This window comes from Chryseobacterium bernardetii, assembly GCF_003815975.1.
Taxonomy (GTDB): Bacteria; Bacteroidota; Bacteroidia; order Flavobacteriales; family Weeksellaceae; genus Chryseobacterium; species Chryseobacterium bernardetii.
Window position 1 is genome coordinate 3,985,709 of the sequence record NZ_CP033932.1, and the last position, 13,242, is coordinate 3,998,950.

The 13,242-nt window shown below is 37.8% G+C and carries 12 protein-coding genes; 9 read left to right on the forward strand and 3 right to left on the reverse strand.

Annotation, left to right across the window (positions count from 1 at the left end; translation table 11 throughout):
* Window positions 1–3 precede the first annotated feature (3 nt).
* Window positions 4–1,398 (reverse strand): aminopeptidase P family protein, encoded by a 1,395-nt coding sequence (locus EG339_RS18100; protein ID WP_123871326.1) that lies wholly within the window; start codon window positions 1,396–1,398, stop codon window positions 4–6.
* Between the two features lie 187 nt (window positions 1,399–1,585).
* On the opposite strand from EG339_RS18100, the gene EG339_RS18105 reads away from it, so the two are divergent.
* The 7 genes from EG339_RS18105 to EG339_RS18135 all read left to right on the forward strand — a co-directional run bounded on the left by EG339_RS18105 (window position 1,586) and on the right by EG339_RS18135 (window position 10,261).
* Window positions 1,586–2,470 (forward strand): AraC family transcriptional regulator, encoded by an 885-nt coding sequence (locus tag EG339_RS18105; protein ID WP_123871327.1) that lies wholly within the window; start codon window positions 1,586–1,588, stop codon window positions 2,468–2,470.
* Between the two features lie 88 nt (window positions 2,471–2,558).
* Entirely contained in the window at window positions 2,559–3,464 is a 906-nt protein-coding gene (locus EG339_RS18110) for a dihydrodipicolinate synthase family protein (RefSeq protein WP_123871328.1), read from the forward strand.
* Window positions 3,465–3,480: 16 nt separating this feature from the next.
* Window positions 3,481–4,965 (forward strand): aldehyde dehydrogenase (NADP(+)), encoded by a 1,485-nt coding sequence (locus EG339_RS18115; RefSeq protein ID WP_123871329.1) that lies wholly within the window; start codon window positions 3,481–3,483, stop codon window positions 4,963–4,965.
* A complete protein-coding gene (locus EG339_RS18120; protein WP_123871330.1) occupies window positions 4,962–5,960 on the forward strand; it encodes a 4-hydroxyproline epimerase in 999 nt (332 codons plus the stop codon). The genes EG339_RS18115 and EG339_RS18120 overlap by 4 nt, the downstream gene beginning before the upstream one ends.
* A gap of 15 nt (window positions 5,961–5,975) precedes the next feature.
* Window positions 5,976–7,241 carry an NAD(P)/FAD-dependent oxidoreductase gene (locus EG339_RS18125; protein WP_123871331.1) on the forward strand — a complete coding sequence of 422 codons (1,266 nt, stop codon included), beginning with the start codon at window positions 5,976–5,978 and terminating at the stop codon, window positions 7,239–7,241.
* Window positions 7,242–7,323: 82 nt separating this feature from the next.
* Entirely contained in the window at window positions 7,324–9,474 is a 2,151-nt protein-coding gene (locus EG339_RS18130; RefSeq protein WP_123871332.1) for a M43 family zinc metalloprotease, read from the forward strand.
* Window positions 9,475–9,760: 286 nt separating this feature from the next.
* Window positions 9,761–10,261 carry a GNAT family N-acetyltransferase gene (locus EG339_RS18135; RefSeq protein ID WP_123871333.1) on the forward strand — a complete coding sequence of 167 codons (501 nt, stop codon included), beginning with the start codon at window positions 9,761–9,763 and terminating at the stop codon, window positions 10,259–10,261.
* Window positions 10,262–10,325: 64 nt separating this feature from the next.
* On the opposite strand, the gene EG339_RS18140 is transcribed toward EG339_RS18135, so the two are convergent.
* Both EG339_RS18140 and EG339_RS18145 read right to left on the reverse strand, forming a co-directional pair.
* Entirely contained in the window at window positions 10,326–10,712 is a 387-nt protein-coding gene (locus tag EG339_RS18140; protein WP_123871334.1) for a DoxX family protein, read from the reverse strand.
* Window positions 10,713–10,756: 44 nt separating this feature from the next.
* Window positions 10,757–11,737 (reverse strand): polysaccharide deacetylase family protein, encoded by a 981-nt coding sequence (locus EG339_RS18145; protein WP_123871335.1) that lies wholly within the window; start codon window positions 11,735–11,737, stop codon window positions 10,757–10,759.
* Between the two features lie 89 nt (window positions 11,738–11,826).
* Here EG339_RS18145 and EG339_RS18150 point away from each other — a divergent pair, with 89 nt between their 5' ends.
* Both EG339_RS18150 and EG339_RS18155 read left to right on the forward strand, forming a co-directional pair.
* On the forward strand, window positions 11,827–12,681 hold the full coding sequence (locus EG339_RS18150) for an AraC family transcriptional regulator (protein ID WP_123871336.1): 855 nt from the start codon (window positions 11,827–11,829) through the stop codon (window positions 12,679–12,681).
* Between the two features lie 152 nt (window positions 12,682–12,833).
* Window positions 12,834–13,214, forward strand: a complete 381-nt coding sequence (locus EG339_RS18155) for an RrF2 family transcriptional regulator (protein WP_262706869.1) — start codon at window positions 12,834–12,836, stop codon at window positions 13,212–13,214.
* Window positions 13,215–13,242 lie beyond the last annotated feature (28 nt).

Below are 13,242 nucleotides of genomic sequence, written 5' to 3' on the forward strand. Positions count from 1 at the left end.
CAATTAATATAAATGTTCTGCTCTGTAGTTTTCAATTTCATCAACCGTTGTAATCAACCCATTTCCAAGAAGCCTGTAACCGTCATTTGTAATCAGGAAATCGTCTTCTACACGAACACCTCCAAAATTTCTGTATTCATTTACTTTATCATAATTAATAAATTCTGCATTTTTATTTTCAGCCTGCCAGATGTCAATCAGTTCAGGAATCATATAAATACCAGGTTCTACCGTTACTACATAACCGGATTCTAAAGCTTTTCCTAAACGTAAAGACTTAAGACCAAATGTTTTGGTATCTTTCGGTTCTTCTTCTGTATAGCCGATGTACTGCTCACCAAGATCTTCCATATCATGTACATCCAGTCCCATCATATGCCCTAATCCACATTGGAAGAACAGGGTATGGGCATTATTTTTCACCGCCTCTTCAGGATTCCCTTTCATCAGGCCTAAATCAACAAGCCCTTCTACCAGATATTCAGAAGCTTTCAGGTAAATATCTTTAAACTTAACTCCCGGTTTCAAAAGGTTGTGGGCATTATTAAATGAATTCAGAACAATTTCATACATTTCCTTCTGTTTAGTGCTGAAGGTTTTACTCACAGGAAATGTTCTTGTTAAATCACCTGCATATCCCATCGCCGTTTCAGCACCGGAATCATTAAGGAAAAGATCTCCTTCTTTCAACGTATTAAGACGGTAATGGTTGTGAAGGATGCCTCCGTTTATGGTAACAATGGGAGGATAAGACATCTGGCATTCTTTATTGGCCGCAAGATATTGAATAGCATTGGCTATTTCATATTCTTTTACACCAGGTCTGGCCATTCTCATCGCCAAAAGGTGCATTTCATTGGATACATTCACCGCCTCTTCTATCTGTACAATCTCCTGGGCTTCTTTTACAGAACGCTGTTTTACCACAGCCTTTATCATCTCTACAGAAGGCTGTAATTCTGCGATTTTTATCCCTAAAAGATCTGTCAGTAAAATTTTATTGGAAGGCTGGTAAGGAGGAAGGTAATGTACCTTTCTTCCGGATGTTTGTGCTTTTAAAACGTATTGGGCAAGCTCTGCATAAGGCAGGGTTTCCTTTACACCTGCTTTCAGACTCTTTTCTTTCAAGGTTTCCTGTCTGCCCATCCATACAATATCATCAATACTCAGTTCATCTCCGAAAATAATGGTTTTATTTTCATCAATATCAATAATAGCGGCAATCTTCGGCTCCTGAATTCCGAAATAATACAGGAAAGTACTGTCCTGACGGAAATAATAAGGATTATGCTCAAAATTTACAGGATTCTCTATATTTCCTAAAAACAATAGGATTCCACCCGCCACATTACTCTGCAATACGGCTCTTCTGTTTTGATAAGTCTCTGCTGAAAACATATATTTATGAATAGTTTTTATTTTAAAAGGTTAAAGTTACGATTTTGTACTATTTGAAGTCCTTTATTCATTAAAATAATGAAGATGTAAAGTTTGGATTTTAATATGATATGTAATGTTCATATTTTGCTTAAATTCGGCAATATTTTAACCTTCCTATTCATTAGTTCCATAAAGTATTGATTGTATGAAGAGTCTTCAGTTCTCAGTTCCGGCCGACACCAACAAAAGTATCCGCATCCAGGAAGATATTATGCCTAATTTCTATCCTTATTTCCACAGGCATACCGAAACTCAAATCATGTGGATCCTTAAAGGGCATGGTACGCTCGCTATAGAACAAAACCTCTTCACCTTTAAGCCCGGAGATATTTTCTATCTTGGAGCCAATCAATCCCACGTTTTTAAGGGGGATTTCGCTGAAAATGAAAAGCAGAAGGTTCATGCTATCTCTATTTTCTTCGATCCTGATAAAAAAATATCCGCTTTTTTTGATTTACCTGAATTTGAAGAGCTTAAAAACTTTATTGAACACTCAAAAGTAGGATTCCAGGTAGTTTCAAAATTAAAAGAAAGTGTTGCCGGGAGCATGGCTGCCCTACAGAAAACACAGGGAATAGAGCAGATCATAGATTTTATAAAAATCCTCAACCACCTGATGCAAAACAGGCATCTGCATATTCCATTATCTTCAGAAAAGAACCTTCCTAATCATATTTCAGACAATGATCAGCGAATTATAGATGCACAAAACTATATTAAGAAAAATTTCACTCAGCATAAGCTTACCCTAGATAACATTGCAAAAGAAGCCTGTATGACTCCGCAGGCATTCTGCAGATCCTTTAAAAAACGTACCAGGATTACTTATATTCAATATCTTAATGAATTGCGGGTACAAAGAGCCTGCAGATTATTAACATCCAGCAATATGTACAGCATTTCTTCTGTAGCTTTTAACAGCGGCTTCAATAGTTTAACCAATTTTAACCGCGTTTTTAAATCCATTATGAAATATTCCCCAAAAGAATATCTGAAGCATTATAAAGAAGCAACGATGGACCACGAATAACAACATGTTAAAATACGGTTAGAATTCATTAAAATATTAACATTTACTGTTTTAAAATTCACTTAGTTTTGAATAAATATTATTTGATATGAGTACAAAACTAAACTGGGAAGGTATTTATCCTGCTGTATTAACTCCTTTTACGAAAGAAGGAAAGATTGATTTTGAAATGTTTACGATCAATACAGAGGCCCAGATTAAAGCCGGAGTTCATGGGATTATCCTTGCCGGAACATTGGGAGAAGCCAGTGCGTTGGAAACTGAAGAAAAATTTGAACTTCTTCAATATGCTAAAAAAATTACAAAAGGCAGAATTCCCGTTATCCTCAACCTTTCTGAAAATACAACTAAAAATGCGGTTCATTTTGCCCAAAAAGCAAAAGAATTGGGAGCTGATGGATTAATGTTACTTCCTCCAATGCGTTACAAAGCCGACAGCCACGAAGTGGTAGAATATTTCAAAGCGGTGGCCACTGCTACAGATCTTCCTATCCTTATCTATAACAATCCTGTTGATTACGGAATCTACGTGACCCTGGAAATGTTTGATGAGCTTATTAAGTATCCAACTATTCAGGCTGTTAAAGAATCTACACGAGATCTGGCCAATGTAACCAGAATGATTAACCGTTTTGGAAACAGAATCAAAATTCTTGGCGGAGTAGATACCATTTGTCTTGAAACCTTAATGCTTGGTGCTGATGGGTTGGTAGCAGGATTGGTAGATGCTTTCCCTCATGAGACTATGGCCATGTACAACTATGTTAAAGCGGGGCAATATGATAAAGCGGTGGCCATTTACAGATGGTTCATGCCATTATTAGAGTTAGATATTCATCCTAAGCTTATCCAGTATATCAAACTGGCTGCAACCGCTGAAGGAATCAGCAATCCGTATGTAAGAGCACCACGCCTTGAACTTCAGGGTGAAGAAGCTGAAAGAATCCATAAGGTTATTGAAGAGGGCAGAGCTAACCGCCCTACATTAGACTAATTCCAAAACAAAAGCTATGATTGAAGAAACATCAAAACAAAACATTGAGGTAAGAATTCAGATGGCTTCCGAAGCATACCAGTTCCTGAAGAATACCACTATAAAACAACGGGCAGCATTGATGAATGCTGTGGCCGATCGGATTGAAGCTTTAGGAGAAGAACTTTTAACTACCGCTCATGCTGAAACTTCATTACCTCTGGCAAGACTTACGGGTGAAAAAGCCAGAACAGTAGGACAATGGAGAAGTTACGCAAAAGCAGTAGCCTCAGGAATATACACAGAACCAAGAATTGATCTAGCCCAGCCTGAAAAACAGAAAGGAGATCTCAGAAAATATAATATTGGTCTAGGGCCTGTGTTGGTTTTCGGAGCCAGTAATTTTCCGTTTGCTTTTTCTACTGCTGGCGGTGATACCGCGAGTGCCATAGGAGCAGGCTGTCCTGTTATTGTAAAGGCACATCCGGCACATCCTAAGACCTCTCAAATGATGGCGGATACAATCTCAAATGCAGTAAAAGAGTTCGGATGGCCGGCAGGAATTTTCAGTCATATTACCGAAACCTCCTATGAAACCGGAGCTTACTTAACGCAGCACAAAGAAATTCAGGCAGTAGCATTTACCGGTTCATTCAATGGTGGAAAAGCTTTGTTTGATATGGCCAGCCGTCGCGAAAACCCTATTCCGGTATTTGCTGAAATGGGTAGCATTAATCCTGTATTTGCACTTAAAAACCTGATTGAAGATAAAGCAGAAGCTTTAGCAAAAGAATATATCAGTTCATTAACATTAGGAGTAGGACAGTTCTGTACTAATCCGGGAGTTTTTATTGCTTTGAAAGGAAAATCTCTGGACCGTTTCATCTCTGCAGTTAACAATGAAGTTCAGGAAGTTACACCTGCTCATATGCTTCACAATGGAATCTATGAGAATTTTGAAAAGCATAAAACAACAGCCATTACACAGCCTGATATTGAAGTAATTGCCTCAAAACAACAGGAAGAAGGAAAAGGAAGTGCTACGGTTATAAAAACCAATGCTCAAAACTTCCTCCATAATCCTGTACTAAGTGAAGAAGTCTTTGGGCCTTTTGGAATCATTGTAACCTGTGAAAATCAGGAAGAACTTGTACAAATCGCTCGACATTTAAAAGGACAGTTAACCATTACAGTAGCAGCAACTTCAGATGATGTACGCGAAAATGCAGAACTGATTCACCTTTTGAAAGATAAATGCGGCAGACTGCTCTTCAACGGAATGCCTACCGGAGTAGAAGTGGTTTATGCCATGCAACACGGTGGGCCGTTTCCTTCTACAACAGATGCCCGTTTTACTTCCGTAGGACCAGATGCCGTAAAACGATTTGTTCGCCCTATTTCTTTTCAGAACTGGCCGGATGAATTTTTACCGGAAGAACTGAAGAATCAAAATCCATTGCAGATCAGCAGAATCGTAGATGGAGAAGTGAATTCAGGATCATTAAAACCAGAAACCGTATGAACAGAACATTTTTTTGCATAGATTCCCACACCTGTGGCTGTCCGGTACGCCTGGTTGCAGGTGGCGGGCCGATTTTAAAAGGAAATTCCATGATGGAGCGCAGGCTTCACTTCATGAAAGAATACGACTGGATCCGAAAAGGTCTCATGTTTGAGCCCCGCGGCCACGATATGATGAGCGGAAGCATTCTTTATCCACCTCTTGATGAGCAAAATGATATCGGCGTTCTGTATATTGAAACCAGCGGCTGCCTTCCCATGTGCGGACACGGAACCATCGGAACGGTTACCATTGCCATAGAAGAAGGATTGGTAGTTCCTAAAATCCCGGGAAAACTTCGCCTTGAAACACCAGCAGGACTAATCCTCATAGATTATATCCAGGAAGGGAAAAAGGTAAAATCTGTAAAGTTAACCAACGTAAAATCTTTCCTTTATGCTGAAAACCTTGAAGTGGAATGCCCGGATCTTGGATTGATAAAAGCCGATGTTGCTTATGGTGGAAATTTTTACGCCATTATTGACCCTCAGGAAAATTTCAGAGATATTTCTGATTTCTCGGCTAGTCAGCTTATTGACTATGGGAAAATAATAAGAAGACTGCTTAACGAAAAATACCAGTTCGTTCATCCTGAAAATGAACATATTTCCGGATTAAGCCATATCCAATGGACCGGAAATCCTACAGATCCTAAAGCCAGCGGAAGAAACGCCGTATTAGTAGGTGAGAATGCTTTAGACCGTTCTCCTTGTGGTACCGGAACTTCAGCAAGAATGGCTCAATGGTATGCAAAAGGTAAATTAAAGGAAGGCGAAGAGTTTATCCATGAAAGCTATATCGGGTCCCAGTTTATAGGCAGAATTGAAGGAACAGCTACTGTAGATGGTAAACCTGCTATTATCCCTTCAGTAGAAGGTTGGGCAAGAATTACCGGCTATAATCAGATTATTATTGACGATGAAGATCCTTACTGGCAAGGATTTCAGGTAATGTAAAATTTACAACGAATTATGACACAAAATAAAGGCAAAGCACTGGTTATAGGTGCCGGAATCGCAGGATTAAGCTCAGCCTATTATCTTTTGGAAAAAGGCTGGCAGGTAGAGATCCTGGAACAGAATGATCTTGGCAATAATTGCTCTTATGGGAATGCAGGAATGATTGTTCCCAGCCATTTTACTCCTTTGGCCGCTCCCGGAGTTGTTGCACAGGGTATTCGGTGGATGTTTGATAGTAAAAGTCCGTTTTATGTGAAACCATCGCTAAGCACTCAACTTTTATCCTGGGGCTTAAAATTTCTGAAATATTCCAATCAAAAGCATGTAGATCGTTCTGCACAGGCCATCAGGGATCTTAATCTGGCAAGCAGCAGTCTTTATAATGAAATTGCAGGAAAAGAAGAATTTGATTTTGAATTGAATCAAAACGGAATTCTGATGCTCTATAAAACCGAAAAAGTAGCCGAAGAAGAAACTGAGCTCGCTCATAAAGCTATCAGCTTGGGTTTACCTGTTGATATTCTTGACAAAAAAGGAATTCAGGAACTGGAACCCAATGCCCAACTGGATGTCATCGGAGGAATTAATTACAAATGTGACGGACATATGAATCCGGTAAAACTAATGAAGCAAATGATCTCTTACCTTAAAAACAATGGGGTTATTTTCCATACCCAACATAAGGTAACAGAGTATGAAATCGCTGGAAATAATATTAAAGCAGTGATCGCCAATGGTAAAAAGTTTTCAGCGGACCGTTTCATTATGACCGGAGGTTCATTTTTACCCGAACTGGCCCGAAAAGCAGGGATTAAAATTCAGCTCATGCCAGGAAAAGGCTATTCTTTCATGCATAGCCCTGAAAATCCAGTTAATACATTAGAACATGCGGCATTATTACTGGAAGCAAGAGTAGCCGTAACTCCCATGAATGGACAGATTCGCTTTGGAGGAACCATGGAACTGGCTTCTCATCATGATAAAGTGAATATGAAAAGAGTAGAGGGAATCATCAACTCTATCCCCAAATACATGCCTGATTTTCAGGTAAAATTGCCCAAAGAGCCTGAAATATGGTTCGGATACAGACCTTGTGCCCCAGATGGACTTCCTTATCTGGGACAGTCTTCCAAATTAAAGAACCTGATTATTGCAGGCGGAGGCGGAATGATGGGCTTAAGTCTCGGACCTATTTTTGGAAAAACAGTTTCTGAGCTTGCCAATGACCAAAAGCCAACGGTTGAGATAAAGATATTCAACCCTGAAAGATTTAGTTAAAAAAACATCACATAACACACAAAATTATGCCCAAAACAATTTGATTATTTAAACAATTTATTAACAAACAAATCCAAAAATCATGAAAAAATTTAAATTACTACTACTTGTTTCCCTATTTCCAATAATAGGTTTTGCTCAAGAAAACAGACCTCATGAGTGTAAAGCAGATGAAATGATGAAAAAACATTTTGAACTGCACCCTGAATCTAAGGCTGAATATGAAAATTTTGAAAAATTCACCAAAGATTTTGTAAAAAAAATGGAATCAAACAAAACTCCATTGAATCAAAAGGTCAATGCTCCCAACTACATCATCCCTGTGGTTTTTCATGTGTATGGAGAATCTCAGAGTAATATAAAAGTAAATTACCAAAAAGTAGTTGACTTGCTGCGACAAATCAACTTAAATTTCAATGGAACTAATACTGATTCAAACACTATAGATTCTTACTTCCAGCCTATTAGGGGCACATTAAGTATTGAATTCCGCTTAGCTAAAATTGACCCAACCGGAAAAGCAACAAGCGGAGTGGTATTTCACCCTTTCAAAAGCGGATATGGCAACGGAGGCGGATATGATGCCCAAATTGGCGCAGATGCATGGGATAATACAAAATATATGAATGTGTATATACAAAATGATCTATATGCTGATAAAGACTTATATCAATCGGGAGTTGCCTGGTATCCGGATTCATACATGACTTCAGTAAATACAGCCAGAGTTGTTTATAATGGCCGTTATATATATGATGCTGCAGGAACTGTGGCTTCAAACGAGTTTTCGGATACATTCACTCACGAATTTGGGCATTGGCTAAATCTTCAACACACGTTCAATGTTCTTTGTTCAACGGCAAACCCTGGCAATGATGGTGACGGAGTTGCTGACACCCCTGTAGAAAATAATTCTTCCGGATTAGGATGTACAGCTGGAAACAATTGCCTTGGACAAAAAGTGAACGTTGAAAACTATATGGGATACAACGGTTCCGCTGGTTGTTATAAAATGTTTACCAATGGACAATTTAACAGAATGTTAGCCGCATTAAATCACCCGTCAAGAATAAATTTATGGCAGCCTGCCAACTTAGCCGCAACCGGAGTTGCCAATACTCCTCCTAAATTAACCCTTAGCAACAGTACATTTACTGAGAACTTAAACAATAATGGAGCCGTATCATTAGATGGAACAGTAGCATCTGCTCCTACATCAACCATTACCTTAAACGGAGCAACATTTGCCGTACCCAATGGAACAACTCTTGCTACAGGAACACATTTCACCTCTTCATTACCAGCAGGGTTAACAGCAGCTATAGTAGTTACAAGTCCTACTACTGCTACACTTACCATAAATGGTGCGGCAACCAGTCATCCTAAAAGTCAGGTCCTGAATTCATCAATTATGTTCCTGAATCCCGCTATAACAGGAGGGGTAACTTCATTAGGATCAACTACAGCTTTGGCATTAACTTTTTCTTACAAAGATCCCTATAAAATAGTTACAGGAACTCCTCTGGAAAGTTATGCCAACCCAACACCAACAACGGTAACAACGAACTCCGGAGCGCCTTGGAAATATTTTATCATTAACCCGGAGCTTAGTGATGATGCAGGGTATGGCGCTTGGTACTATGGAGCCAATCAATTAAAATTGGAAACCTATTGGAAAGGATTGGTTTGCCAAACAGGAACACGAAATATCAGTTTAATTCCAGCCTGCACCACTATAACTAATGCAAATAATATAGGGTATCCAACTGGTACTCCCGGACAACTTGACGTGTACACCCCTACATACACTACCTGGTCTGGCCAAACCGCTTATGTTGGTTTTAGAAACCAATTCGAAGGTTACAATATTAACGGCTATTTCAAACTTATTGTTAGGGCCAATGGTTCAGGCTATTCTGTAACTGAGTTTGGATACAATACACAACCATATGGCAGTATTACAACACCTTGTGCATTATCTTCATTATCCACTTCAGACATTGATACAACAAACTCAGAAACATCCATCTATCCAAATCCAGTTTCTGATGTATTGAATATTAAAACAAAAGGTAAAATTAAATCAATTTCTGTTTACGACATGTCTGGAAGAAAAATGAATGCTAAAGTTATTGGTGATAAGGTTGATGTTAAACACTTCCTAAGCGGAACTTATTTAATTGATATTGAAACTTCTTTAGGAAAATCTTCCCAAAAATTCATTAAAAAATAGGATCAAAACGCTATATCGATACAATATTGAAGATGGACAGTATTCTGGAAATGGAACCCTTCTTGGCCGCCAGTCTCCTGATTACTACTTCAATTACAGACTTTTTAAACAGATACATTTAATGAAATAATTGAGTATTGATATGTGAGTATTCATTTGTTGAATAAAAGATGGGCTTAAAAAATTAAGTCCATTTTTATTTTACAACGAATTATATTCTATTTTGTCAGCAATTATAAGTTTATTTCTGTAATTTTATTCAATCATTTAAACGCAAATTATTTTTATGTATTTTAAAAACGAAAACATCATTATACGGGAGTTCACTTCACAGGAACTCAGCTTATTCCTGGATATGTTTACAAACGAAAATGTTACCCGTTATCTGCCTTATAAATCTCCGGAAGAATTTAAGCAGATGTTTGAAAAAGCATTATCAGATTATAAAGAAGGACCGCTTAGCAGATGGGGAATATTTAATGCCCGGAATAATGATTTCGTTGGAATGGGGCTGGCCAGGATTTTCCTCCATAATCCGGAACAGATAGAAATAGGATATACATTGAGTGAAAACTATTGGGGTAAAGGTGTGGGAACTGAAGTATGTAAAGCCCTTGTAAACTATTGTAATTCTTTAAACAGCAAAAAAGATATCATTGCAGTGACGCATCTGGATAATATTGGCTCACAAAAGGTACTTCTCAAAAATGGATTTAACAGAAATGAAAATCTGATTGAAGAAAACAGGGAACTGGCTTACTTTATATATTCAGGAGAAGAAGCATAGACAGAAGAAAAGATAACAAAAACAGGTTGGGATCATCCCAACCTGTTTTGTCTTTTATTACCGGTTATTTTTTATCCAGAGAAAGATAATTGTCATCTATTCTGGAGATCAGGATATAAAACAGTCCTGCATAGATCATTTGAATTCCCATTGCCTCCCAATTCTCAACTGTACTGCTGCCAAATAGAAATAGTATAATCAGTGAAGCTCCTGCCATAGCCGCTATTCTTGTTTTAAAGCCAATAATAAGCAGCAGTCCTATGGAAAATTCCAAAAAGGGAAGTGCTGTACTGAATACCTGTACAAAAAATTCAGGAAGCCAGCTTTTTTCAAAGCCTTTTACCATTCCATCAGCAAAATCCTGAAGCTTGGCTAATCTTACCAATCCATGTCCGAAAAAATTGATCCCCATTGATAAACGAAGGAAAAAGTAGGCTATTTTTGTATTCATAAAAGTATATTTTGAGTTATTATTTTAATTTGAAAAACAGCTTGTTAATGATTGAACTTTGCTTCACTGTTATCAACCGGAGTATCCGGATCATTCATCACCATCCTAGCAATATCATCCTTTCTCATAAACACAACTCCCTGTTTCTCTTTGGTATATTTTATAAATTCCTCCATCGCATGCACCATTGCAGGCGTTCCTCCAATCCGGTCATGGAAACTGATGCTCATCATTCTTCTTTTAGTTGCACCTTCCTCATAAAGCCTGTCAAATTCAAATTTCAACTGAGCAAGAAACTGATCCGGACTCCAGTGTTTACCTTCAATATTCACAATATCATTATTACGAAGCGTGTAGGGAATCACCACAAAGTTCTTTCCTTTCACCTTGGTAATGAAAGGCTCGTCATGGCTAAGATCATCAATATGATACAGAAATCCAAGTTCCTGTAATACTTTTAAAGTGTTCGGGCTTCTTCTCAGCCAGTTGCAGTTGTAACCTACGGCTTTTTGTCCTGTAATTTTAGCAACAGCATCTACACCCTGTTTTACAAAACGAAGTTCATCCTCATAACTTTTATTCCACTGGTTATCCCATGAGATCCCGTGAGCTGCAATCTCATGTCCTCCGTCTGCAATTGCTTTCGCTATCTCAGGATATTTCTCTGCAGCCGTTCCTACTACATGAGAAGTTACTTTGATATCATATTTTTTCCACAGATCCAGCATGCGGTAAATCCCTTCATTTCCACCATAACGGTACCAGCTTTCTGCAGGAAGGTCCGGCTGGCCTTTAGGAAGCGGAGTGTTGCTGAAAGGACTTTCTGCACCTTCCGGCTGGCCTCCCGTTTCAAACTGCATAGATACTGAAATGACCAATTGGGCTCCATTGGGCCAATTTTTTTTGGTTACAGGAAGATTCTTTTCTTCCGGTTCTCTTTTTCCGGTTCTGTCATTCGCTTTAAAACCAGATACTAAAAATACTGTTGCGGCAAGCATCATTACCGATTGTCTTATATATTTCATTTTACATGTATTTACATTGCAAAATTGGTTCATAAAGCATCTCTTATTATTGTAAAAATTAATCTTAAATTTGTAAAAATCCATTATTCATGAAAAGAATTGTCAACTTCAATTCCTTCAACGTTTTCAGGATCGAAAAAGAAGCCTGGGACATTGAATATCACAACCATAACTTCTATGAACTGATTATCATAGAAAACGGAAAAGGTTCCCACCACCTGAACGGTATTACATTCCCATATAAAAAAGGAGATGTATTTCTTCTGAGGCCCAGTGATGCTCATGAATTTACCATTCAAAACAAAACCCGGTTCATTTATATAAAATTCACAGAAGACTATATTCGGGAAAATCTTTTGATGAACAAAAAAAATGAACTGAAACAAATGATGCAAATTCTGATGGAAGACCGGTCTTTTGTATATGAATCAGTGATTAAAAGTAAAACAGACAGGGAACATTTTCTTCAGCTTTCCAGAATTCTTCTGTATGAATTCAGCCATAAAAACTTATACAATAAAGAAATTACAACTGATCTCTTTTCCGGAATTATCACTATTTTCATCAGAAATACCATGAATAACACAATGAATCAGAACTGGGCTTCTAAAAATTTAAGCAGAATCGATAAAATTCTCTATTACATCAATGTCAATTTTCTGGATGCTGACAGGATGAAAATAGAGAATATGGCCGGAGAATTTATGCTTTCACCAAATTACATCAGTATCTATATGAAAAAAGAAACGGGGTTTTCCATCCAGCAGCACATTATCCAATATAAGGTGAAAGCGGCTGAAAAACTTCTGCTTCAGAGTACTTATAACATCAGTGAGATTGCAGACAGACTTGGGTTTAATGATGTTAGCCATTTCAATAAAATATTTAAAACCTATAGAAACCAGTCACCATCTGCTTTTAAAAAAGAAAATAAAGCAATATAAATACTGTAAAGCTTGGTTGATAAACCATTCCTAACCTAAAAATTATTTCACTGCTGTTGTTTTCATTCCGTAAAACATTTCATTTATCAGATAATTTGTTATAACTTGCGATGATTATGATGTCCAAACGTTGCAAATACGCGCTAAAAGCAATGGTCAGATTAGCAAGAAATTACAATCAAGGCTATCTGTCCACTTCTGTTATTGCACAGGATGAAAACATTCCCAAAAAGTTTCTGGAGCAAATTCTTCTTGAGCTTAAAAGAACCAAGCTTGTTAACAGCAAGCAGGGCAAAGTAGGAGGATATTACCTTTTAAAATCTCCTGATGAAGTATCATTAGCAGATATCTACCGTATTTTTGACGGGCCTATTGCATTGACTCCCTGTGTTTCTTTAAACTTCTACGAAGCCTGTGACGATTGTGTAGATGAAGCAGAATGTTACTTAAGAAATGAATTAATGATCGTTCGTGAGAAAACCAGAAAAAGCATGATGGAGGCCACTCTGACCTCGTTTATCAATAAAAAATAATTTTTTTTCATTTAAATTCTACTATTTT

Coding starts and splice junctions, on each gene's coding strand:
- EG339_RS18105 (WP_123871327.1), top strand. CDS start 1,586: ATGAAGAGTCTTCAGTTCTCAGTTCCGGCCGACACCAACAAAAGTATC.
- EG339_RS18155 (WP_262706869.1), top strand. CDS start 12,834: ATGGTCAGATTAGCAAGAAATTACAATCAAGGCTATCTGTCCACTTCT.
- EG339_RS18130 (WP_123871332.1), top strand. CDS start 7,324: ATGAAAAAATTTAAATTACTACTACTTGTTTCCCTATTTCCAATAATA.
- EG339_RS18125 (WP_123871331.1), top strand. CDS start 5,976: ATGACACAAAATAAAGGCAAAGCACTGGTTATAGGTGCCGGAATCGCA.
- EG339_RS18115 (WP_123871329.1), top strand. CDS start 3,481: ATGATTGAAGAAACATCAAAACAAAACATTGAGGTAAGAATTCAGATG.
- EG339_RS18145 (WP_123871335.1), bottom strand. CDS start 11,737: ATGAAATATATAAGACAATCGGTAATGATGCTTGCCGCAACAGTATTT.
- EG339_RS18140 (WP_123871334.1), bottom strand. CDS start 10,712: ATGAATACAAAAATAGCCTACTTTTTCCTTCGTTTATCAATGGGGATC.
- EG339_RS18150 (WP_123871336.1), top strand. CDS start 11,827: ATGAAAAGAATTGTCAACTTCAATTCCTTCAACGTTTTCAGGATCGAA.
- EG339_RS18120 (WP_123871330.1), top strand. CDS start 4,962: ATGAACAGAACATTTTTTTGCATAGATTCCCACACCTGTGGCTGTCCG.
- EG339_RS18110 (WP_123871328.1), top strand. CDS start 2,559: ATGAGTACAAAACTAAACTGGGAAGGTATTTATCCTGCTGTATTAACT.
- EG339_RS18135 (WP_123871333.1), top strand. CDS start 9,761: ATGTATTTTAAAAACGAAAACATCATTATACGGGAGTTCACTTCACAG.
- EG339_RS18100 (WP_123871326.1), bottom strand. CDS start 1,398: ATGTTTTCAGCAGAGACTTATCAAAACAGAAGAGCCGTATTGCAGAGT.